This is a genomic window from Photobacterium profundum (assembly GCF_003026285.1).
In the GTDB taxonomy this organism is placed as follows: domain Bacteria; phylum Pseudomonadota; class Gammaproteobacteria; order Enterobacterales; family Vibrionaceae; genus Photobacterium; species Photobacterium profundum.
The window spans coordinates 51018-73424 of the sequence record NZ_PYOD01000013.1 but is presented as its reverse complement, the minus strand read 5'-3'; the positions used below and the strand labels follow the sequence as shown (position 1 = coordinate 73424).

18 protein-coding genes are annotated in these 22407 nt (G+C 43.0%); 16 read left to right on the top strand and 2 right to left on the bottom strand.

Annotated features, from left to right (window positions below; all coding sequences use genetic code 11):
* Window positions 1-34 precede the first annotated feature (34 nt).
* Complete coding sequence (gene nadB, locus C9J48_RS21355) at window positions 35-1657, bottom strand: L-aspartate oxidase (protein WP_006232561.1); 1623 nt, start codon at window positions 1655-1657, stop codon at window positions 35-37.
* 578 nt (window positions 1658-2235) lie between these two features.
* On the opposite strand from nadB, the gene rpoE reads away from it, so the two are divergent.
* The 11 genes from rpoE (at window position 2236) to acpS (ending at window position 11361) form a co-directional block, all read left to right on the top strand.
* On the top strand, window positions 2236-2814 hold the full coding sequence (gene rpoE / locus C9J48_RS21345) for an RNA polymerase sigma factor RpoE (protein ID WP_006232563.1): 579 nt from the start codon (window positions 2236-2238) through the stop codon (window positions 2812-2814).
* Between the two features lie 24 nt (window positions 2815-2838).
* Window positions 2839-3537: an RseA family anti-sigma factor gene (locus C9J48_RS21340; RefSeq protein ID WP_006232564.1), complete on the top strand. Its 699-nt coding sequence runs from the start codon at window positions 2839-2841 to the stop codon at window positions 3535-3537.
* Entirely contained in the window at window positions 3537-4535 is a 999-nt protein-coding gene (rseB, locus tag C9J48_RS21335; RefSeq protein ID WP_006232565.1) for a sigma-E factor regulatory protein RseB, read from the top strand. The genes C9J48_RS21340 and rseB overlap by 1 nt, the downstream gene beginning before the upstream one ends.
* Window positions 4532-5029: a SoxR reducing system RseC family protein gene (locus C9J48_RS21330; protein ID WP_006232566.1), complete on the top strand. Its 498-nt coding sequence runs from the start codon at window positions 4532-4534 to the stop codon at window positions 5027-5029. Before rseB ends, C9J48_RS21330 begins: the two co-directional genes overlap by 4 nt.
* Before the next feature lie 76 nt (window positions 5030-5105).
* Window positions 5106-6899 carry a translation elongation factor 4 gene (lepA, locus tag C9J48_RS21325; RefSeq protein WP_006232567.1) on the top strand — a complete coding sequence of 598 codons (1794 nt, stop codon included), beginning with the start codon at window positions 5106-5108 and terminating at the stop codon, window positions 6897-6899.
* Window positions 6900-7047: 148 nt separating this feature from the next.
* Window positions 7048-7947 carry a signal peptidase I gene (gene lepB / locus C9J48_RS21320; RefSeq protein ID WP_006232568.1) on the top strand — a complete coding sequence of 300 codons (900 nt, stop codon included), beginning with the start codon at window positions 7048-7050 and terminating at the stop codon, window positions 7945-7947.
* 10 nt (window positions 7948-7957) lie between these two features.
* Window positions 7958-8632, top strand: a complete 675-nt coding sequence (gene rnc / locus C9J48_RS21315; RefSeq protein ID WP_006232569.1) for a ribonuclease III — start codon at window positions 7958-7960, stop codon at window positions 8630-8632.
* Window positions 8629-9534 (top strand): GTPase Era, encoded by a 906-nt coding sequence (era, locus tag C9J48_RS21310; RefSeq protein WP_006232570.1) that lies wholly within the window; start codon window positions 8629-8631, stop codon window positions 9532-9534. The genes rnc and era overlap by 4 nt, the downstream gene beginning before the upstream one ends.
* Window positions 9535-9542: 8 nt before the next feature.
* On the top strand, window positions 9543-10253 hold the full coding sequence (gene recO, locus C9J48_RS21305) for a DNA repair protein RecO (protein ID WP_006232571.1): 711 nt from the start codon (window positions 9543-9545) through the stop codon (window positions 10251-10253).
* Window positions 10250-10981, top strand: coding sequence for a pyridoxine 5'-phosphate synthase (gene pdxJ / locus C9J48_RS21300; RefSeq protein ID WP_006232572.1), 732 nt, complete (start codon window positions 10250-10252; stop codon window positions 10979-10981). Before recO ends, pdxJ begins: the two co-directional genes overlap by 4 nt.
* Window positions 10981-11361: a holo-ACP synthase gene (gene acpS, locus C9J48_RS21295; RefSeq protein ID WP_006232573.1), complete on the top strand. Its 381-nt coding sequence runs from the start codon at window positions 10981-10983 to the stop codon at window positions 11359-11361. Before pdxJ ends, acpS begins: the two co-directional genes overlap by 1 nt.
* A 108-nt stretch (window positions 11362-11469) precedes the next feature.
* Here acpS and barA read toward each other — a convergent pair whose 3' ends face one another.
* Window positions 11470-14253, bottom strand: a complete 2784-nt coding sequence (gene barA / locus C9J48_RS21290) for a two-component sensor histidine kinase BarA (protein ID WP_036803977.1) — start codon at window positions 14251-14253, stop codon at window positions 11470-11472.
* 120 nt (window positions 14254-14373) lie between these two features.
* On the opposite strand from barA, the gene rlmD reads away from it, so the two are divergent.
* The 5 genes from rlmD to eno all read left to right on the top strand — a co-directional run bounded on the left by rlmD (window position 14374) and on the right by eno (window position 22250).
* On the top strand, window positions 14374-15738 hold the full coding sequence (gene rlmD / locus C9J48_RS21285; protein ID WP_006232575.1) for a 23S rRNA (uracil(1939)-C(5))-methyltransferase RlmD: 1365 nt from the start codon (window positions 14374-14376) through the stop codon (window positions 15736-15738).
* 41 nt (window positions 15739-15779) lie between these two features.
* Window positions 15780-18011: a GTP diphosphokinase gene (gene relA / locus C9J48_RS21280; protein ID WP_006232576.1), complete on the top strand. Its 2232-nt coding sequence runs from the start codon at window positions 15780-15782 to the stop codon at window positions 18009-18011.
* Window positions 18012-18173: 162 nt separating this feature from the next.
* Complete coding sequence (gene mazG / locus C9J48_RS21275; RefSeq protein WP_006232577.1) at window positions 18174-18983, top strand: nucleoside triphosphate pyrophosphohydrolase; 810 nt, start codon at window positions 18174-18176, stop codon at window positions 18981-18983.
* A gap of 244 nt (window positions 18984-19227) precedes the next feature.
* Window positions 19228-20865 (top strand): CTP synthase, encoded by a 1638-nt coding sequence (gene pyrG / locus C9J48_RS21270; RefSeq protein WP_006232578.1) that lies wholly within the window; start codon window positions 19228-19230, stop codon window positions 20863-20865.
* 83 nt (window positions 20866-20948) lie between these two features.
* A complete protein-coding gene (gene eno / locus C9J48_RS21265) occupies window positions 20949-22250 on the top strand; it encodes a phosphopyruvate hydratase (RefSeq protein WP_006232579.1) in 1302 nt (433 codons plus the stop codon).
* Window positions 22251-22407: the final 157 nt, after the last annotated feature.

Here is a 22407-nt window from a genome sequence, read left to right as displayed (position 1 = left end):
TAGATTAAATAGCATTGCTAACAACGTTGGCAGCTTAACAAGGCTGATCCGGCGTTTGAATGGTTGGTCCTGAGTTTTCTTTCAGCTCAGGGTAATCTAAGGTGAAGTGTAAACCTCGGCTTTCTTTTCGTTCTAGCGCACATCGAACAATTAGCTCTGCGACTTGGACTAAATTACGTAGTTCAAGCAGGTTGTTAGACACGCGGAAGTTACCGTAGTATTCATCAATTTCTTGTTTAAGCAGCTGAATTCGACGCATTGCGCGTTCTAAACGTTTGGTTGAACGTACAATGCCGACGTAATCCCACATAAACAGACGCAGTTCATGCCAGTTGTGTTGGATGACGACTTCTTCATCTGAACAGTTAACTTGGCTTTCATCCCAATGGGGAAGAGGATCAGGCATACCGATGCTATCTAATTTCGAACTGATGCTTTCAGCGGCTGAACTTGCATATACGACACACTCTAATAATGAGTTAGAAGCCATGCGGTTTGCACCGTGCAAGCCAGTGTAACTGACTTCGCCTATCGCATATAAACCGTCTAAATCTGTTTGACCTTTGGTATCGACCATTACACCACCACAGGTATAGTGCGCAGCTGGCACGATTGGGATTGGCTCTTGGGTGATATCAATGTTGAACGTTAATAGTTTTTCATAAATTGTTGGGAAATGTTTCGTAATAAAATCATCAGACTTATGGCTGATATCCAGAAACATACAATCGGCCCCCAAACGCTTCATCTCGAAGTCGATAGCGCGGGCGACGACATCGCGTGGCGCAAGCTCACCGCGTTCATCGAAATCGCTCATGAAACGGCTACCGTCAGGGCGACGTAAATATGCCCCTTCACCACGTAATGCTTCGGTTAAGAGGTAGTTTCGTGCGTCAGGGTGGAACAAGCATGTTGGGTGAAATTGGTTAAATTCAAGGTTAGCTACTCGACACCCTGCACGCCATGCCATGGCAATACCATCGCCAGAAGATACATCTGGGTTTGATGTGTACTGGTATACCTTTGAAGCGCCACCTGTTGCGAGTACAACAAATTTGGCATGTACTGTTTCAACCACTTCTTTATTACGGTTCCAGACATAAGCACCTAATACACGGTTTGGCGTATCGTCGTTACCTAGTTTCTGATGAGTAATAAGATCAAGCGCATTATGACGCTCTAATACTTCGATATTAGGGTGGTTATGAACGTTATCTTGCAGTGAGTTTTGCATTGCCATGCCTGTGGCATCGGCGGCATGCAATATACGTCGGTGACTATGGCCACCTTCACGCGTTAAATGATAACGAGGGGTTTCATCATCATTATCTTGTTCTTCACGATCAAAGGGTACACCGCCATCAATCAGCCATTGAACCGATTCTTTGGCATTCTCCGCAATAAAGCGAACAACATTATCATCACATAAATGTGCACCTGCAATTTGGGTGTCTTCTATATGTGATTCAATACTGTCTGATTCATCAAAAACTGCAGCAATACCACCTTGTGCGTAGTATGTTGCTCCTTCACTGCGTGTACCTTTACTGACAACAACAACTTTACTTAAAGGTGCTAAACGAAGTGCTAATGTTAAACCGGCAGCACCGCTACCAATGACTAAAACATCGCAATGATGTTCACGATTTTTGTTCATATCGATATCATATCCCTGTGGCAATCCGCCATATATTACCAAAATCCATCCTGAATGGTCATAGTGACCATCAAATCCTTATTGCTCGTCATCGAGTATGTACATCAGCAAAAGTTAAATAATTACTTTAGCAAAGTGAAGTATCCACATTATTGTTTTATATCGTGTTCGTGTGGTTTACTTATTAAAGTTAAAAGCGAAGACCCCATCAAATAAATGCATTTTTTTGACATTGATTTGTCTCGCTAGCATGCACAGTTGGTGTAACATATGAAGCACTTATCGTTGTATAATGCGTCATAGTGATAAAAAAATCGCGCACTATTACTAAGAAATTATTTCTTTCGGCTAGGAACTTTGCCGTTTTTCTCGAGTCATACATAGTGCTCACGCTCATAAATGTTTTCATACTACTGTGTTTTAGCTGAGTGTTTACAGACGTTTTTTTAGCAATCTTAGTCTGCATAAAACACTTGAACAGGTAAGTGGTTAATACGGCATAAATTAGTTATTAACGTAACATTGGCCTGTAATAGTACGAATCCGAGTGCAAGACAGATATAGGAGTACACGCTCGAATGAGCGAGCAGCAAACTGATCAGGTATTAATAGAGCGAGTCCAACGAGGAGATAAGCAAGCGTTTAATCTTTTGGTAATAAAATATCAAAATAAAGTTTGTAATCTCGTTGCGCGGTATGTCAGTAACTCAGGCGATGTCCCTGATGTTGCACAAGAAGCCTTTATTAAGGCGTATAGAGCTTTACCTACATTTCGTGGTGAAAGTGCTTTCTATACATGGCTATACCGTATTGCTGTTAATACTGCGAAGAATTATTTAGTGGCTCAGGGACGTCGTCCACCCGCTTCCGATGTTGATGCAGAAGATGCAGAATATTACGAAACTGGCGGTGCATTGAAAGAAATTTCGAACCCTGAGAACCAAATGTTGTCTGAAGAATTAAAGCGGGTTGTCTTTGGTACCATAGAATCATTGCCGGAAGATCTTAAAACTGCGATCTCATTGCGCGAACTGGATGGTTTAAGCTATGAAGATATTGCAGAAATAATGGATTGCCCTGTAGGTACTGTAAGATCACGCATATTCCGTGCTCGAGAGGCGGTTGAAAAACGCATACGTCCTCTTATGCAGCGATAATGTTAAGCCAAACGGTGAAGAGAAATGGCTGATAAAGAAAAGATTTCGGCGCTAGTTGATGGCGAAGAGCTCGATCAGAGTATTATTAATGCGCTGACCGTAGACAAAGAAAGCGAACAATCTTGGCATGACTTCAACCTTATTGGTGATGTTATCCGAGGTGACGCCCCGCAATGCAAAGAATGGAATATTGCTGGAAGCGTTGCGTTAGCGTTGGATAATGAACCTGCTCATGTAGGGTTAACCGATTTTAGTGTAGAACCTGATGTAATTGTTCCTGTTGTTGATACCCCTGTTATTGATATCAGAACTGCACAAAAAACTGAATCTCAGCCTACACCGCGTCAGGCTAAGCGTACTTTACCTGCTTGGATGACTCAGTTTGGTCAAGTGGCGATTGCAGCGTCAGTATCATTAGCTGTTATTGTTGGTGTTCAACAATACAATGGCGGTGATGATGCATTGGTTGCAGATGCAACGAATTCACAATTACCAGTACTTCAAACCATTCCGTTTGGAGGAAAAGCTGAACCTGTCAGCTTAACGCGTGATTCTGTCCGTACTGGTGCGCACAATAGTGCACCAAGTGAAGCGCAATTAATGGAGCAACGTCGCCGTATTAACGCGATGCTGCAAGATTATGAATTGCAACTTCGCTTTAATGCTGAAGATGGCAGTATTGATAGAACATTATTAGAAGCAAATTCATCTGTGGCGGATTAATGATAAAAATTCTGGTCGGTGCCGTGACACTGGTCAGCCTATTGTTGATGCCAATACAAGCCTCTGCTGAAGAACCTATAGCTTCAGCAGAGGCTTTGTTGCATCAAATGGATGAGGCTAGTAGAGACCTCAGTTATGAGCTCTCTTACATACTAATTAAGAAAAATAGTATTGAACCGTTGCGTTATCGCCATGCTGTAGAAGATGGTAAAACGTATGCACATCTTATTTACCTTAGTGGTCCACCACGTGAGGTGATTCAGCGTGGTCGTGAAGTCAGTTATTTTGAACCGGGGTTAGATCCGTTCACCATCGATAGCAATAAAATGGTGGCACCGTTGCCTCCAGTCATGAAAACAAATATTCATGAATTGTCGGATTTCTATGATTTCATATCGATGGGGCGTGCACGTGAAGCCGGTGTGGCTTGTGATGTTATACGTGTTGCTCCCAAAGATGGGACACGTTACTCCTACTTATTGTGGGTAGATACACGTAGCCATTTAGTGATGCGTGCTGATTTACTGGATCGTGACGGTGAACCATTAGAGCAGTATCGCGCCGTTTCTTATGTGGTAAACCCTAAAGTCGGTGAAGTGCTTAAAAATTTAAGTACGGTTGATTTGCCAGCTGTTGTACAACTACCACCACAGCCTCAAGCTGATCTTGGCTGGTCGGTGAATTGGTTACCTCAAGGTTTTGAGTCTGTTTCACGTAATCGCCACCGCTTGGTGTTAACAGAGCGCCCTGTTGAAAGTAAAATGTACAGTGATGGGCTATTTAGCCTTTCTATCTACGTTTCTGATGCTGACAACTATACTGTACGTGAGCAGCTTGTAAGGCAAGGTCGTCGTACTTTACATAGCCATGTACTTGGTGATAAAGAAGTGACTGTCGTTGGTGATATTCCGCCAGCCACTGCACGACGTATTGCTGAGTCTATTTCTTTTGTGGATTCTCCTGCTGTTAGTCCGGCTGTTGAGGGTACAAAACCATGATGCGTACGCTGGCAACGGTAATCGCCGTAGAGCAAGGTAATGTCACTGTTAGTTGTCAGCAACAAACCAGTTGTGGTCATTGTGCGTCACGTGATAACTGTGGAACAGGTATTGTGACCAAAGCAATACCTGGGCGAGCACACCAAGTGATGTTAGCGACGGACAAGTCGCTAAAGATTGGTGAAGTTGTTGAAATTGGATTATCAGAAAAAAGTATGCTGAGTTCTGCACTGCTGGTGTACATTGTTCCGCTGCTATTTTTAGTTGCGGGTGCAGTGGTAGGGCAGTGGTGGTTTGTTGATTTAGCAGGCTCTAGTGAACTCGGCGTTATTATTACATCTATGATCAGTGCAGCCATTGGGCTGCTACTTGCGCGGCAATATGCTAAGCGTTTAGACGGCAATTCGGACTATGAACCGAGCCTGATTCGAGTGTTGGGGCAACCATTATCATCAGATAAGATGATAAATGCTGCATCGAAAGATAGCGAGTAGCCCTGAAATTCGGTAGAATCCGTCAACTTGATCAAAAGATCCCATTCATTTAAATCACGAGCTAGTCACGCCATTCATGAAGCACATTCGTAACTTTTCGATTATTGCACATATCGACCATGGTAAGTCGACCTTATCCGACCGTCTAATTCAAGTCTGTGGTGGCCTTTCCAACCGTGAAATGTCTGCGCAGGTTTTAGATTCCATGGATCTTGAACGCGAACGCGGTATCACTATCAAAGCCCAGAGTGTAACACTCGACTATACGGCTAAAGATGGTGAAACTTATCAGCTTAATTTCATCGATACACCAGGACACGTTGACTTCTCATACGAAGTATCGCGTTCATTAGCAGCCTGTGAAGGGGCTTTGCTGGTGGTTGATGCCGGTCAGGGCGTAGAAGCTCAGACATTAGCCAACTGTTATACAGCGATGGAAATGGACCTAGAAGTGGTGCCGATTTTGAATAAAATCGACTTACCAGCTGCTGATCCAGAGCGTGTAGCGGAAGAAATAGAAGACATCGTAGGTATCGATGCAGTAGATGCAACACGTTGTTCTGCTAAAACAGGTTTAGGCGTTGATGATGTTCTTGAAAACATTGTTGCTGCTATTCCACCACCAGAAGGTGATCCTGAAGGTCCGTTACAAGCCTTGATCATTGACTCATGGTTCGATAATTATTTAGGCATAGTATCTTTGGTTCGAGTTAAAAATGGCTCACTAAAGAAAAATGCAAAAATTAAGATGATGAGTACTGGTCAGGTTTGGAATATTGACCGTTTAGGTATCTTTACACCGAAGCAAATCGACACGACAGAGCTGAACACTGGTGAAGTAGGTTGGGTTGTTTGTGGTATTAAAGACATCTTAGGTGCACCTGTTGGTGATACGATCACTACAGCTAAAGATGGTTGTGAATCACCATTACCTGGTTTCCAGAAAGTGAAACCTCAGGTTTATGCCGGTCTGTTCCCTGTATCTTCTGATGATTACGAGAACTTCCGTGATGCACTGGGTAAATTAAGCCTAAATGATGCATCTTTGTTCTATGAACCAGAAAGTTCTTCTGCACTTGGTTTTGGTTTCCGTTGTGGTTTCCTTGGCATGCTGCACATGGAAATCATTCAAGAACGCTTGGAACGTGAATACGATCTGGCGCTTATTACCACGGCACCAACCGTAGTTTATGAAGTTGAAACTACACGTGGCGACACCATTTATGTTGATAGCCCATCAAAGTTACCAGCAGTGAATGATATTGCCGTTATTGGTGAGCCAATTGCACGTTGTAATATCTTGGTACCATCAGAATACCTAGGTAATGTAATTACCTTGTGTATCGAAAAACGTGGTATGCAAGTCGATATGGTTTATCACGGTAACCAAGTTGCGCTGACATATGATATTCCGATGTCAGAAGTGGTCTTGGATTTCTTCGACCGTTTGAAATCGACATCACGTGGTTACGCATCGCTAGATTATAACTTCCAGCGTTACCAACCATCAAACATGGTACGTGTTGATGTAATGATTAACGGCGATCGTGTTGATGCACTTGCTATCATTACGCACAAAGATAATGCGAATGGTCGCGGTCGTGATTTAGTCGACAAGATGAAGGAATTCATTCCTCGTCAGATGTTTGATATTGCGATTCAAGCGGCGATTGGCGGTATGATCATTGCCCGTGCAACCGTTAAGCAGTTACGTAAAAACGTTATTGCTAAGTGTTACGGTGGCGATATCAGTCGTAAGAAGAAACTGCTACAGAAGCAGAAAGATGGTAAAAAACGTATGAAGCAAATCGGTAATGTCGAGCTGCCTCAAGAAGCGTTCTTAGCTATTTTGCATGTAGGTAAAAAATAAGTAGATAGCTTATTTACCTGTGTGTTTATATTAATACCTTAAATGCTGATTTATAATAATTAAATCAGCATTTTCATTTAATGCGTAAACATATTTTTGAGTAGATCAGCGATATAAAGCTGAACTGTTACATTGATTAGGGAATACAATGGCTAATACTTTTTCGTTAATTTTGGTACTTGCGACATTATTTACCGGGCTCATTTGGGCTCTAGATAGGTTTGTCTGGGCGCCAAAGCGTCAATTGAAAATTGATGCGGCAGCTGCAAATGCTGGCGATCAAGTAGATGTTAAAACCCTAGAAACCGTAGCACCGCAACCGAGCTGGATAGAATCAACTAGCTCTATGTTTCCGGTGATTGCGCTTATAATGGTATTTCGCTCATTTATTTATGAGCCGTTCCAGATCCCATCCGGCTCGATGATGCCAACGCTACTTATTGGTGATTTCATCTTGGTTGAGAAATTCGCATACGGTTTGCGCGATCCTGTTTTCCGTCATAAGTTGATTGAAACAAGTGAACCTGAACGTGGCGATGTTGTGGTATTTAAATACCCACCTCAACCGAATATTGATTACATAAAACGTGTAGTTGGTATGCCTGGCGACACTGTTCGTTACAGCGCCGATAAGCAAATTTGTATTGCGCCGAAAGGCACTACAGATTGTAAGGTCGTGCCGTTAAGCAATATGACTGACAGTGAATTCACTCAAAATATGACACGTTTAGTGAGATTTAATGAAAAGTTGGGTGATGTAGATCATCAAATTTTAGTGAATCCATTAAAACGTGACCGTACATTGGCTTACCAGCCTCGTCCGGGAATCACTGAGTGGGTTGTGCCTGAAGGTGAATATTTTATGATGGGTGATAATCGCGATAATAGTGCAGACAGTCGTTACTGGGGTTTTGTTCCAGAAGCGAATTTAGTCGGAAAGGCGGTCGCGATCTGGATCAGCTTTGAGTTTGAACGAAGTACTGATAGCGTACTACCATCTTGGATTCCTACTGATGTGCGTTTTAACCGCATTGGTAGCATAAACTGATTGAGATAAAATGACATCTCCTGCGAATAGACTCCAGCGTAAGCTGGGGTATCAATTTAATAGTACTGAGTTGATGACATTATCACTGACACACCGCAGTGCTAATGGAACGCATAACGAACGCTTAGAGTTTTTAGGCGATTCGATCTTAAGCTTTGTTATTGCCGATGACTTATATCACCGTTTTCCTCATGTGGATGAAGGTGATATGAGCCGTATGCGAGCAACGCTTGTTCGTGGCAAAACGTTAGCTGAATTGGGCCGTGAATTTGAACTTGGTGATTATTTATTACTGGGTCCAGGAGAGCTGAAAAGTGGCGGATTCCGTCGCGATTCAATTTTAGCAGATTGCGTAGAAGCGATTATCGGTGCAATTTATCTGGATAGTGATACGGAACAGGTACGCAAGGTTATTTTATCTTGGTATCAGTCTCGTCTTGAAACGATTCAGCCTGGTATTAACCAGAAAGATCCAAAAACACGTCTGCAAGAGTGTTTACAAGGTCGTCGTTTAGCACTTCCAGCATATACTGTAACTAAGGTGCATGGTGAAGCTCATAATCAAGAGTTCACGGTGCAATGTGAAGTGACAGGCTTGGATAAGCCTGTTATTGGTAAAGGCAGCAGTCGGCGCAAGGCAGAGCAGGCAGCAGCAGAACTTGCGCTTAAGCAGTTGGAATCATGACAGAGAAGCAACATTGCGGCTTTATAGCCATCGTAGGCCGACCTAACGTTGGTAAATCAACTCTACTTAACCGTTTGGTTGGGCAGAAGCTTTCGATCACTTCACGTAAACCACAAACCACTCGTCACCGTATTATGGGTGTAGATACCCGTGATGGTTATCAAGCGGTGTTTATCGATACTCCTGGTCTTCACATTGAAGAAAAACGTACGATCAACCGTTTGATGAACCGTGCCGCAAGCAGCTCATTGACTGATGTTGAACTAGTATTGTTCTTGGTCGACGGTACAGTGTGGACTGCTGATGACGAAATGGTGCTGAATAAGCTTAAGAAAAGTGGGCTACCTACAGTATTGTTGATCAACAAAGTTGATAACGTTAAAGAAAAAGGCGATTTATTTCCGCATTTAGATGCTCTATCGAAGAAGATGGACTTTGTGGATGTTGTGCCAATTTCTGCGAAAAGCGGTACTAATGTTGATGCGGTAGAAAAGATTGTACGTGCTCACATTCCTGAAGGTGAATATTACTTCCCTGAAGATTATGTGACAGACCGTTCACAACGCTTTATGGCATCTGAAATCATTCGTGAAAAACTAATGCGTTTCTTAGGCGAAGAACTTCCTTATTCTGTTACGGTTGAAATCGAGCGTTTTGATTACAACCCTAAGATGGATGGTTTTGATATCAACGGTTTGATTTTGGTTGAGCGTAAAGGCCAGAAGAAAATGGTTATTGGTAAAAACGGCGAGAAGATGAAAGTCATCGGTCGTGAAGCCCGTATTGATATGGAAGACTTGTTTGAACGTAAAGTGTACCTAGAGCTATGGGTTAAAGTGAAATCAGGATGGGCAGATGACGAACGTGCATTGCGCAGCCTAGGTTACATCGACGACCTATAAGGAACACAATGGAGGGGCTACAGCGTTGTTTTGTCCTTCACTCTCGTCCATATAGTGAGACGAGTCTGATCCTTGATGTTTTCAGCGAGGATTATGGCCGTCTTACTATTTTGTCGAAAGGTGCACGACGAAAGCGTTCCAATCTAAAAGGCACCCTTCAGCCTTTTACCCCTCTGTTTATGAAATGGACCGGCCGTGGCTCAATGAAAACATTGACCCACGCCGAGCCTATCAGTATTAGTCTGCCCATGCGCGGCTACATTCTCTATTCGGCATTTTACCTTAACGAAGTATTGGCCCGAGTACTTGAAAACGACACCCCTTATCCTGTGCTGTTTATGGATTATTTGAATGCATTACGTGAGTTAGTGCAAGCGGATAACCCAGAGCCTGCATTACGACGTTTCGAATTAGCCTTATTGCATCACCTAGGTTACGGCATTGATTTTCTTCATTGTGCAGGTAGTGGTTTACCCGTTGATGATCTTATGACGTATAACTATCGAGAGCAAAAAGGCTTCATCGCATCAATGATGACTGGGCACCTCACTTTTACCGGTAATCAATTATTGGCAATTGCTGCTCGACGCTTTGAAACTCCAGATCAGCTCAGGGCTGCAAAACGCTTTACACGGATAGCCTTAAAGCCGTATCTTGGCGGGAAACCATTAAAAAGTAGGGAGTTGTTTATCCCTCGAACAAGGAATAGCGGAAAATGAACAACATACTTCTTGGCGTCAATATCGATCATATTGCAACATTACGTAATGCTCGTGGTACGCGTTACCCTGATCCTGTGCATGCAGCTGAAGTTGCAGAACGTGCAGGTGCAGATGGTATTACGGTTCATCTACGTGAAGACCGTCGTCATATCAATGATCGTGACGTTCGTATTCTGAAAGAAACTATTCAAACGCGTATGAATTTAGAAATGGCAGTGACTGATGAGATGGTAAGCATCGCATTAGACACTAAGCCAGAATTCGTATGTTTAGTGCCAGAAAAACGTGAAGAGTTGACCACTGAAGGTGGTTTAGACGTTGCTGGTCAGTTAGAAAAAATTAAAGCGGCAACGCAAAAGCTGACTGCTGCAGGTATTAAGGTGTCGTTGTTCATCGATGCAGACCGCGCGCAAATTGACGCAACTTTGGCGTGTGGCGCCCCATTTGTTGAGCTGCATACTGGTCATTATGCCGATGCTGAAACAGAAGAAGCCCAGCAAGCTGAGCTAGACAAAATTGCTTCAGCAGCGACTTACGCACATGGTTTAGGTATCAAAGTGAACGCGGGTCATGGCCTGACGTACCACAATGTGAAGCCAATAGCGGCACTGCCTGAACTGTACGAATTGAATATTGGTCATTCGATCATTGGCCGTGCAGCTTTCGATGGCTTGAACAAAGCTGTAGCAGACATGAAAGTAGAAGTGCTGGACGCGCGTCGTTAATGGCGATTATCGGATTGGGTACAGACATTGCTGATATTGAACGGGTAGAGAGAGTTTTTGCCCGTTCTGGTGATACTTTTGCTGAACGTATTCTTGCGCCCTCCGAGTTGGAGATTTACCACAGCCTCAAGTTGAAAGCCCGTTACTTAGCCAAGCGATTTGCGGTCAAAGAAGCGGCGTCGAAAGCCTTGGGCACTGGCATTGCGTGTGGCGTATCCTTTCAAGATTTTATCGTCAGTAATGATGAACGCGGTAAGCCTTTACTCTCCTTATCGGGCAAGGCAGCAGAACTGGCAGAGAGCATGGGTGTGAAACATGTGCACCTGACTTTAGCCGATGAAAAACGGTATGCCGTTGCAACTGTTATTCTTGAAAGCTAGCTGAATTGCGAGAATCCGACTAAGTAAAAGTCTTCTATTAAAAAAGCGCCGATGGTCATTACCGTCGGCGCTTTTTTATCTTATGTAGTACCTGTTTAAGCAAATGCTTTATTTGTTTCTAAATGCCTTCGAGGCTTTTACAACGAGGTTCATCTCATCCATTAACTCAAAGAGCTCAGGTTCGATATCTTCGACTGTTGCATTGGCCTTAAGCTGTGTTTCGATGGTATAACATAAGCTCTTCAATCGAGGTACACCACTGTATGCACAGCTACCATGTAGTTTGTGAATCGGTGGCCATAACTCAATATCTTTTCCATCCAGTGCTTCATTGACCAGCATTTCAACCTCTGGCATGAAATCGAGCAGCATTTGCAGCATATCTTTGGCGAGATCTTCTTTTCCTGCAGCTTGCTTCAGTGCTAAATCCCAATCCCAGCTGATATCTTTGCTGTTTTGAGCCGGCTGTTGCTGCATTGAAACCACTTCGGGTTCAATATCAATAATCGTATTTTGGTTATATTCATTCTCTGGATGTTGATTCCACTTCGCCAAAATTTGCTGAAGAATATGCTCTTCGATAGGTTTGGTTAAGTAATCATCCATACCTGCATTAATTAAGCGCTCACGCTCGCCAGGCATAGCATGTGCTGTTACCGCTATGACGGGTGTTGAATGGTTTAACTCCGTTTTGTGAATCGCTTCACATGCCGTTACACCGTCCATTTCAGGCATTTGAATATCCATGAAGATCAGATCAAATGCTTTTTGATGCGCGTATTCAACCGCTTTTCTACCACCTGTTGCGGTAATAACCGTTTCGACTCGTTCACTTAATAATGCTGAGATTAGCTTCAAGTTAGCAGGGTTATCATCAACGGCCATTACAGTGAGAGGCTCAATTTTTTGAGCAGGTTCTGGTAATGATAATAACTCAGGTTCTAAGATGTCATCAGGCTCATTATTCAGCACTTCAAACAGTTTACGGTGTGAAAGAGGCTTACCTAAACAAGCTGATACCCCAGCATTGATCAGGCGTTCAGATAAGGCTAATTCAGTCGTTGGCAGGCTGACGATAACTTTATCAGTAACTTGTTCTGCTTTGAATACGCGATCCAAGAGTATCGCGATCGGTGGCTGTTGACCGGGAGGTAGACAAATTAAGGCAAAGTGATGATGCTCTACCTCTTCAGGCATCGTGGAACGATAAGTCACAAACATACCAGCTCTAATAAGGCGTTGTTGTACTACTGATGCCGCCTGCATGTTTGGTTCGATCAACAATACCTTCTGACCTACCAACGAGGTAGTATCGATTGGTTGAGAGACCGGAAGATCGGTTTTTAGCATTTTTAACGAGAACCAGAATGTTGATCCTTGGTGTAAGCGACTGGTTAGGCTGATTTCTCCGCCCATCTGCGTGACTAATTTCTGGGTAATAACAAGCCCTAAACCTGTACCGCCATAGCGGCGGGATATACTGGCATCTGCTTGGCTAAAGGCTTGGAATAACTGGGCTTGTTGGCGCTCTGAAATACCAATACCAGTATCGCGAACGGTAAACTGCAGCTCGATGTTTTCATCTTTACTGGCTTTTAATTCAACCGACACATCAATGTTGCCTCGTTCGGTAAATTTCACTGCATTACCGATCAAATTTGTGACAACTTGCTGAATACGCAACGGATCGCCAATTAAGCCAGCAGGAATACGATGATCAACTTTAAGTGTTAGCTCAAGCCCTTTTTCGTGTGCGCTTGGTGCCAGTAAACGCATTACCTCATCAAGTGATTCAGTGAAGTCGAATGGAATATTTTCAAGTAATAACTTGCCCGCTTCCAATTTAGAGAAGTCGAGGATGTCATTAATGATGGTTAAGAGGTTATTGGCCGATTTTTCAATGGTGAGCAAATAGTCGTGCTGGCTTGAACTCAATCGCGTTTTTAGCATCTGACGGGTAAAACCAATAACACCGTTGAGTGGTGTTCGTAATTCGTGCGACATATTGGCTAAAAATTCCGATTTTACACGTGCTGCTTCTTGAGCGCGTTTTTTTGCAATATCCAGTTCAACGTTTTGAATTTCCAACTGTTCAAGCGTTTCTCGTAAATCAGAAGTGGCCTGATCGATGCTTTGTTGCATTTCGATATGGTACTCAGACAGCGAGATAGCCATGGCATTGATACCATTTTTAAGCGTATCCAGCTCACCAAGCAGTTGCCCTTCAATTCGAATGTCGAGATGCCCTCGTCGAATTCTATCGACGACACTCACCATATGCGAAATAGGGCGGGTCACATCTTGCATCAAGCGGTACGCAAATAATGAAGACAGCGTAAGTCCAAATAGTAATACCATCAAAGCCGTGAAGACTTCTTGATACTGTTGTAGGCGCAAGGCGCTAAGGTCTAACTCTAGGGCGATATAGCCCAATGCTTTACCTTGGTAGCTGATCGAGTTGTTACTGCCAAACTGCCCTTCGGCTAATATCGGAGCTCTTAATATCAGTGAGTTATCACTTAATCGTGTTTCAAGTAATAATGGAATAGGTTGACCCGTGGGGTACATCAAGGCTTCAAAATTACGATGAAAATTAGAGGTCACAAATAACTGATTATCTGCATCAAAAACCGCAATGCTTCGAATTATTTGAGAGTTCTTTCTGTGGGTGTAGCTGATCAGACGGCGCACTGCTTCACGGTTCTTGTCTGTCATCCCATATTCAGATGAAATAGCTAAAGGTTCGATGATACTAGAACCCGTAGAAATCAGCTGGTGCTCAAGATCTCGATAGCGGCTCATCGTGAAGAAGGCACTCAATAATAGGCCTATAATTAGTGTTGGTGCTAATGTCAGGGTGAAGACCCTGGCACGAAGTCCGTATCTGCTCATTGTTCTCTTAATTACAAGAATGCGATTCTGTGGGAGAATTGTGGTCCATTTGTGGCCCTAGCTTAAAGAAACTAGGGCTATTCGACAATAAACCAATGTCTTTTCGTGAGTCAAAACACTATGGCACGCTTTTTTAAGCCTCAAAAACGTAAAATTACTGATACTAAGCACAAAGAAATCGTTATTAATCGATTAGATCATCTGGGTGCTGGTATTGGTCATCTAAACAATAAATCTATTTTCGTTGACGGTTTGTTGCCGGGTGAAAAAGCATTGGTTCAGGTCACTGATGATAAAAAGCAGTATGCGCGTGCTAAAGTCATAAAACGGCTTATCGACAGTCCAGCGCGTATTAAACCGCATTGTCCGATCTATGACCAGTGTGGCGGTTGTAACTTGCAACATTTATCGCATCAAGGTCAAGTACTTGCTAAACAGCAGGCATTAAGCGACCTGATGGTAAAATTTGCTGGTGACCAACAAACGACGGCTGTCGAGCAAGTTACTCCTATTATAGCGGCTGAGCATCATTATCGTCGCTGCGCTCGATTTAGTGTTCTGCTAGGTAAAGACGGCCAGTTACAATTTGGCTTTCGTAAAAAACAGAGCAAAGACATTGTTGATGTGAAGCAGTGCCCAGTGCTTGCCGAGTCATTGAATGAACTTTTACCCCCTTTACGTAGTCTGTTATCTACATTGAAAGGACAAAGGCATCTTGGTCATATTGAGCTTATTGAAGCCGATAATGGCCGTGTTGTATTGATTCGACATCTAAAGCCTTTTTCTGACAAAGATATGACGCTGATTCTTAATTTTGCCCAAGAGCAAAATGTTATCCTATTCTTAGCGCCAACCTCAGATGACGCTGAGTTGATTCATGGCGAAACCCCGTACTATCGCTTAGATGATTTAACATTATATTTTTCACCGAAAGACTTTATTCAAGTCAATCGTGATGTGAATAAGAAAATGGTAGAACAAGCGACAGATTGGCTCGATCTTCAGCCTAACGACCGTGTGTTGGATTTATTTTGTGGGCTAGGTAATTTTAGTTTACCGCTCGCAAAACACGCAAAAGCAGTGGTTGGAGTTGAAGGCATCGATGAAATGGTTCATCGTGCATCAGAGAACGCCATGTGCAACAAGCAGAGTAATGCTGCGTTTTATCAAGCGAATCTAGATGAAGACGTTACAAAGCTTGCATGGGCTCGAGAACCGTTCAATAAAATATTATTGGATCCCGCACGTGCAGGTGCTGCAGGTGTGATGGAGCACGTAGTGAAGCTTAAGCCTGAAAGGGTAGTATATGTATCATGTAACCCGGCTACGCTCGCACGAGATAGTCAGGTATTACTGAAAAAAGGTTATCAGTTGGAACGTCTTGGAATGTTAGATATGTTTCCACAGACGGGGCATTTAGAGTCGATGGCATTGTTTGTTAAAGCCAAGGCTGTTAAAAAAAAGAGAGTGGTTACCAAACTTTGATTTGGTAGTTATCACCAATACAGAGAATACAGGACAGAAACATGGTCGCAGTTCGCGGTGCGCATTTAAAGGAAAATGATACATTTGAGCTTTCATCATGGGTTGATAGCCTGCAGCAAGATGCCAAGGCGTCTAAACGCTTAAAAAAGACCTATCAGCGATGTATCGAAATAACGACTAAGGAAGAGTCTACGCCATTATTATTATGGCGTGGCCGCGAAATGGTAGAAATTCTAGTTACCCTGAGTATGGATACTGACACTCTGGTAGCTGCGTTAGTAGTCCCGCTGGTTGAAGCTGGGATTTATCAACACGAGCAAGTTAAAGAAGATAACACCACCACTATCATGCAATTGGTAAAAGGTGTTGAGCAAATGGCCGCGATTGGTCAGTTGAATGCGACTACAGAAGGTGCCGAGCAATCGGCACAGGTCGATAATATTCGTCGCATGTTGTTATCTATGGTTGATGACTTCCGTTGTGTTGTCATTAAGCTCGCAGAGCGTATTTGTAATTTACGTGAAGTAAAAGATGAGCCGGATGAGGTACGCCGAGCAGCTGCACGTGAATGTGCCAATATTTATGCGCCATTAGCAAACCGCTTAGGCATTGGTCAGCTTAAGTGGGAAATCGAAGATTATGCTTTCCGCTATCAGCATCCTGATGTGTATAAGCAAATTGCTAAGCAACTATCAGAACGCCGTATCGACCGTGAATATTATATTGATCATTTTGTCTCTGATTTAGATGAATCAATGAAAGCGTCACACATCAAAGCTGAAGTGCACGGTCGTCCTAAGCATATCTATAGTATCTGGCGAAAGATGCAAAAGAAAAGCTTAGAGTTTGATGAGCTATTTGATGTTCGAGCGGTACGTATTATTGCCGACCAGTTACAAGATTGTTATGCCGCATTAGGCGTAGTGCATACTAAGTATCGTCATCTTCCGAAAGAATTTGATGATTATGTTGCGAATCCAAAACCGAATGGTTACCAATCGATTCACACCGTAGTATTAGGACCTGAAGGGCGTACGATTGAAATTCAGATTCGTACTAAGCAAATGCATGAAGAGTCTGAATTAGGAGTGGCAGCACACTGGAAATACAAAGAAGGATCATCATCTGGCGCTGCGAAGTCATCTTATGATGAGAAAATTAATTGGCTTCGTAAGCTACTTATGTGGCAAGAAGAAATGTCAGATTCTGGCGAAATGCTGGATGAGTTACGTAGCCAAGTCTTTGATGATCGTGTTTATGCTTTTACGCCCAAAGGTGATGTCGTTGATTTGCCGTTAAATGCAACCCCACTCGATTTTGCTTACCATATTCACTCTGAAGTTGGGCACCGCTGTATTGGCGCCAAAGTAGAAGGGCGTATTGTACCGTTCACTTATCATTTACAGATGGGTGAGCAGGTTGAAATCATCACCCAGAAAGAAGCGAATCCGTCACGGGATTGGTTAAACCCTAATTTAGGCTTTGTAACCTCTGGTCGAGCAAGAGCCAAAGTGCATGCGTGGTTCCGTAGGCAAGCTCATGATAAAAACATGATAGCGGGGCGTGAAATCTTAGAGCTTGAACTGAATAAAATCGGCGCCAAGCTTAAAGATGCAGAAGTGTATGCATTAAAGCGTTTCAATGCTAAAAACGTAGATGAATTGTTCGTTGGTATTGGTAGTGGTGATTTGCGTATTAACCAAGTGGTTAATCACATTAGCATGATTATTAATAAGCCAACGGCAGAAGAGGAAGACCAACAGTTAGTGGATAAGCTGACTGAAGCGAGTACCAAAATTAGTACCAGTGCGAAAAAGCCTCAACGTGATGCTGTTGTTGTTGAAGGCGTCGATAACTTAATGACGCATTTAGCACGTTGTTGTCAGCCGATTCCTGGTGATGAAATTGTGGGGTTTGTCACCCAAGGTCGTGGTATTTCTGTTCATCGTAATGACTGTGAACAACTTGCAGAACTTCGTCATCATGTACCAGAACGTATCATTCATACGGTGTGGGGGGGTGGTTTCGTGGGTAATTATAATATTACAGTTCGGGTAACAGCCTCTGAGCGGAATGGCTTGATTAAAGAGCTGACCAATACTTTAGCCAATGAAAAAGCAAAAGTGGCGGGAATGAAAAGTCGAATTGATTACAAGAAACAGATGTCGATTATGGATTTTGACTTAGAACTCACTGATTTAGAAGTGCTGAGTAAAGTACTTAAGCGTATCGAGCAAGTTAAAGATGTCGCTGAAGCCAAGCGCTTGTATTAATAAGGTCGAAGCCTCAATACGGTTGGTTTAGTCAATCAATCGTACAATAACGTAAAAACGGGAAGCATTGTGCTTCCCGTTTTTGTTTCTGGTAATCTGCAATCAAACGGCATGCGTGACATAGCCATATTTATCACCGCAAAAGACCAATAGCGATCCATTATGAGCGAACATAAATCAGCACCAATCGAACAGTTAATCGACATTATGGCGACACTGCGTGATCCTCAAAAAGGATGCCCGTGGGATCTTAAACAAGATTTTTCTTCGATCATTCCGCATACGATTGAAGAAGCTTACGAGGTTGCCGATGCTATCGAGCAAAAAAATTGGAGCGATGTACGTGAAGAGTTAGGCGATTTATTGTTTCAAATAATCTTTTATAGCCAACTAGGAAAAGAGCAAGGTTTGTTTGATTTTAATGACGTGGTTGCAGGGTTAAATGAAAAATTAACGCGCCGTCACCCTCATGTTTTTAGTGATGCTGAGTTTGCTGATGACGAAGAAATTAATACCAACTGGGAAGCTGAAAAAGCGAAAGAGCGAGATGCAAAAGGGCACGATGAAAGTGTATTAGCTGATATTCCCCTCGCCTTACCCGCCTTGAGCCGTGCCGACAAAATTCAAAAACGTTGCTCAAAGCATGGTTTTGATTGGGATACTATTGCTCCTGTGGTTAATAAAGTAAAAGAAGAATTAGATGAGGTCATGGATGAAGTCATACAAATATCACCTAATCAAGCCAATATCGAAGAAGAAATGGGTGATTTGCTTTTTTCTGTCGTGAATTTAAGCCGTCATTTAAAGGTAAAGCCAGAGCGAGCATTACAATGCGCGAATAAAAAATTCGAAAATCGATTTCGCCAAGTTGAAAAAAGTGTGCTAGAAAAAGGGATGCGCTTAGACAGTTGTTCGCTAGAGGTGCTGGATAAAGAATGGGAAAAAGTGAAACAAGCTGAACGCAATAAATAACCGCATCATAAATTTAATTCATTGATTATTCGATTTATATTCACTGGCCTTTTTGGCAAAAAAGAGTAACATTTGTCGGTTGATTTTTGACCAATCGGCTTATGCAGTCGGTATAATTGATTTGAGACAAAAAAAAACGATGAATGCTGTGATAGTTTTCACGTTGTGGCAATAAAGTGGGTCTGGTATACTAATTTCCCGTCCAGATACACTTTATCCTCTACACCAATCTTCCAGGTTAATCATGACAACGAATTATATTTTTGTTACGGGCGGGGTCGTATCCTCACTAGGTAAAGGCATTGCAGCAGCATCATTAGCGGCAATTTTAGAAGCACGTGGTCTTAAAGTGACCATGATGAAACTAGACCCTTACATCAACGTTGACCCAGGCACTATGAGCCCAACTCAACACGGCGAAGTATTCGTTACGGAAGACGGTGCAGAGACCGACCTTGATTTAGGTCACTATGAGCGTTTTATCCGCACCAAAATGACTAAGCGTAATAACTTTACTGCTGGTCGTGTTTACGAAGAAGTACTTCGTAAAGAGCGTCGCGGAGACTACCTTGGTGCAACAATTCAGGTAATCCCTCACATCACTAACGAAATTAAAGAACGTGTGATTGCAGGTGCTCAAGGCCATGATGTTGCTATCGTTGAAGTCGGTGGTACTGTTGGTGATATCGAATCGTTACCTTTCATGGAAGCTATTCGTCAGTTAGCAGTACAGAAAGGTCGTGAACGTACTATGTTCATGCACCTAACGTTAGTTCCTTACCTTGCCGCGGCAGGGGAAGTGAAAACGAAGCCAACACAACACTCGGTAAAAGAATTACTTTCGATTGGTATTCAGCCTGACATCTTAGTATGTCGTTCTGATCGTGTTATTCCTGCTAACGAGCGTGCGAAAATTGCGTTGTTCTGTAATGTGCAGGAAAAAGCTGTAATCTCAATGAAAGATGTAGATTCAATCTACAAAATCCCACAACTTATTAAAGCTCAAGGTCTTGATGATCTTGTATGTCAGCGTTTTGGTATTACAGCACCAGAAGCGAACTTGGCTGAGTGGGAACAAGTAATTTACGAAGAAGCAAACCCAACCGAAGAAGTAACAATCGGTATGGTAGGTAAGTACATTGAACTGCCTGATGCATACAAATCAGTAAACGAAGCATTGAAACACGCTGGTCTGAAGAACCGTCTATCTGTGAAGATCAAATATGTTGATTCACAAGATGTAGAGTCTAAAGGTACCGAAGTACTTGAAGGTCTAGATGCAATTCTAGTTCCTGGTGGTTTCGGCGGGCGTGGTATTGAAGGTAAAATCCGTACAGCACAATATGCTCGTGAAAACAAAATTCCGTACTTAGGCATTTGTCTGGGTATGCAGGTAGCATTGATTGAATTTGCTCGTAATGTTGCAGGTTTAGCGGATGCACACTCTACTGAATTTAATGCTGAAACTAAAAACCCAGTCGTTGGTCTAATTACCGAATGGGTAGATGGTGAAGGTCAAGTAGAGAAGCGTACAGAAGAGTCAAACTTAGGCGGTACAATGCGCCTTGGTTCTCAGTTATGTCACCTGAAAAATGGTTCTAAAGCGCGTGAGCTATACGGTAACGCAAGCATTCATGAGCGTCACCGTCACCGCTATGAAGTGAATAATAATTTGCTTCCGCAACTAGAAAAAGCTGGATTGAAAATTTCAGGTCTGTCAGCAGACAAGAAATTAGTGGAAATTATTGAACTACCTAACCACCCATGGTTTGTGGCTGCTCAATTCCACCCTGAGTTCACATCAACTCCTCGCGATGGTCACCCTCTCTTTGAAGGTTTCGTGAAGGCAGCAGGTCAACAACTGCGTGGTGAACTTAAATAAGTAAGGATTACGGATAGCTGTAGAGATAACCCACTACGGCTATTTTTTAGCTTTTAAATTGAAGATAAGCAAGAGGAAACACAATGTCTAAGATCGTTAAAGTTCTAGGTCGTGAAATCATCGATTCACGTGGTAACCCAACAGTAGAAGCTGAAGTTCACCTAGAAGGCGGTTTCGTCGGTATGGCTGCTGCTCCATCTGGCGCATCAACTGGTTCTCGTGAAGCTCTTGAACTACGTGACGGCGACAAATCTCGCTACCTAGGTAAAGGCGTTCTTAAAGCTCTTGAAGCTGTGAACGGCCCTATCGCTGAAGCACTACTTGGTAAAGATGCAAAAGACCAAGCTGCTATCGATCAGGTAATGATCGACCTAGACGGTACTGAAAACAAGTCTAAGTTTGGTGCTAACGCAATCCTAGCTGTTTCTCTAGCAAACGCTAAAGCAGGCGCTGCAGCTAAAGGCATGCCTTTATACGAGCACATTGCAGAACTAAACGGTACTGCTGGCGTATTCTCTATGCCTCTACCTATGATGAACATCATCAACGGTGGCGAGCACGCTGATAACAACGTTGATATCCAAGAGTTCATGATTCAGCCAGTTGGCGCAAAGACTCTTAAAGAAGCACTACGTATTGGCGCTGAAGTATTCCACAACCTTGCTAAAGTACTTAAGGCTAAAGGCCTAAGCACTGCAGTTGGTGATGAAGGTGGTTTCGCTCCTAACCTAGAATCTAACGCTGCTGCACTAGCTGCAATCCAAGAAGCTGTTGAAGCTGCTGGTTACGAGTTAGGTAAAGACGTTACGCTAGCAATGGACTGTGCTGCATCTGAGTTCTACGACAAAGAAGCTGGCAACTACAACATGAAAGGCGAAGGCAAAATCTTCTCTTCTGAAGAATTTAACTTCTACCTACAAGACCTTGCTAACCAATACCCAATCGTATCTATCGAAGACGGTCTTGACGAATCAGATTGGGCTGGCTTCAAGCACCAAACTGAACTTCTAGGCGACAAGATTCAAATCGTTGGTGACGATCTATTCGTTACAAACACAAAGATTCTTGCTGAAGGTATCGAGAAAGGCGTTGCTAACTCTATCCTTATCAAGTTCAACCAAATCGGTTCTCTTACAGAGACTCTAGCTGCAATTAAGATGGCTAAAGATGCTGGTTACACTGCAGTTATCTCTCACCGTTCTGGCGAAACTGAAGATGCAACTATCGCTGATCTAGCGGTAGGTACAGCTGCAGGCCAAATCAAAACTGGTTCTATGAGCCGTTCTGACCGTGTTGCTAAGTACAACCAGCTAATTCGTATCGAAGAAGCTCTAGGCGCGAAAGCACCTTTCAACGGTCTTAAAGAAGTTAAAGGTCAAGCTTAATTATTAAGCAATGACTTTGGGTTGTTAACCCCGATTCTTCTGAAACCGCCTCTTTTGAGGCGGTTTTTTTATATCTCGTGTCTTTTTTATCTCTGAATAAGCCAGACTAAAAGCCTAGTGCTAGTCACAAAGTGCGCTTTATGGGATTATTACAGCG

Bases quoted from the DNA above. Each gene is read 5' to 3' on its own strand.
- nadB (WP_006232561.1), bottom strand. From the start codon at position 1,657: ATGAACAAAAATCGTGAACATCATTGCGATGTTTTAGTCATTGGTAGC.
- rpoE (WP_006232563.1), top strand. From the start codon at position 2,236: ATGAGCGAGCAGCAAACTGATCAGGTATTAATAGAGCGAGTCCAACGA.
- C9J48_RS21340 (WP_006232564.1), top strand. From the start codon at position 2,839: ATGGCTGATAAAGAAAAGATTTCGGCGCTAGTTGATGGCGAAGAGCTC.
- rseB (WP_006232565.1), top strand. From the start codon at position 3,537: ATGATAAAAATTCTGGTCGGTGCCGTGACACTGGTCAGCCTATTGTTG.
- C9J48_RS21330 (WP_006232566.1), top strand. From the start codon at position 4,532: ATGATGCGTACGCTGGCAACGGTAATCGCCGTAGAGCAAGGTAATGTC.
- lepA (WP_006232567.1), top strand. From the start codon at position 5,106: ATGAAGCACATTCGTAACTTTTCGATTATTGCACATATCGACCATGGT.
- lepB (WP_006232568.1), top strand. From the start codon at position 7,048: ATGGCTAATACTTTTTCGTTAATTTTGGTACTTGCGACATTATTTACC.
- rnc (WP_006232569.1), top strand. From the start codon at position 7,958: ATGACATCTCCTGCGAATAGACTCCAGCGTAAGCTGGGGTATCAATTT.
- era (WP_006232570.1), top strand. From the start codon at position 8,629: ATGACAGAGAAGCAACATTGCGGCTTTATAGCCATCGTAGGCCGACCT.
- recO (WP_006232571.1), top strand. From the start codon at position 9,543: ATGGAGGGGCTACAGCGTTGTTTTGTCCTTCACTCTCGTCCATATAGT.
- pdxJ (WP_006232572.1), top strand. From the start codon at position 10,250: ATGAACAACATACTTCTTGGCGTCAATATCGATCATATTGCAACATTA.
- acpS (WP_006232573.1), top strand. From the start codon at position 10,981: ATGGCGATTATCGGATTGGGTACAGACATTGCTGATATTGAACGGGTA.
- barA (WP_036803977.1), bottom strand. From the start codon at position 14,253: ATGAGCAGATACGGACTTCGTGCCAGGGTCTTCACCCTGACATTAGCA.
- rlmD (WP_006232575.1), top strand. From the start codon at position 14,374: ATGGCACGCTTTTTTAAGCCTCAAAAACGTAAAATTACTGATACTAAG.
- relA (WP_006232576.1), top strand. From the start codon at position 15,780: ATGGTCGCAGTTCGCGGTGCGCATTTAAAGGAAAATGATACATTTGAG.
- mazG (WP_006232577.1), top strand. From the start codon at position 18,174: ATGAGCGAACATAAATCAGCACCAATCGAACAGTTAATCGACATTATG.
- pyrG (WP_006232578.1), top strand. From the start codon at position 19,228: ATGACAACGAATTATATTTTTGTTACGGGCGGGGTCGTATCCTCACTA.
- eno (WP_006232579.1), top strand. From the start codon at position 20,949: ATGTCTAAGATCGTTAAAGTTCTAGGTCGTGAAATCATCGATTCACGT.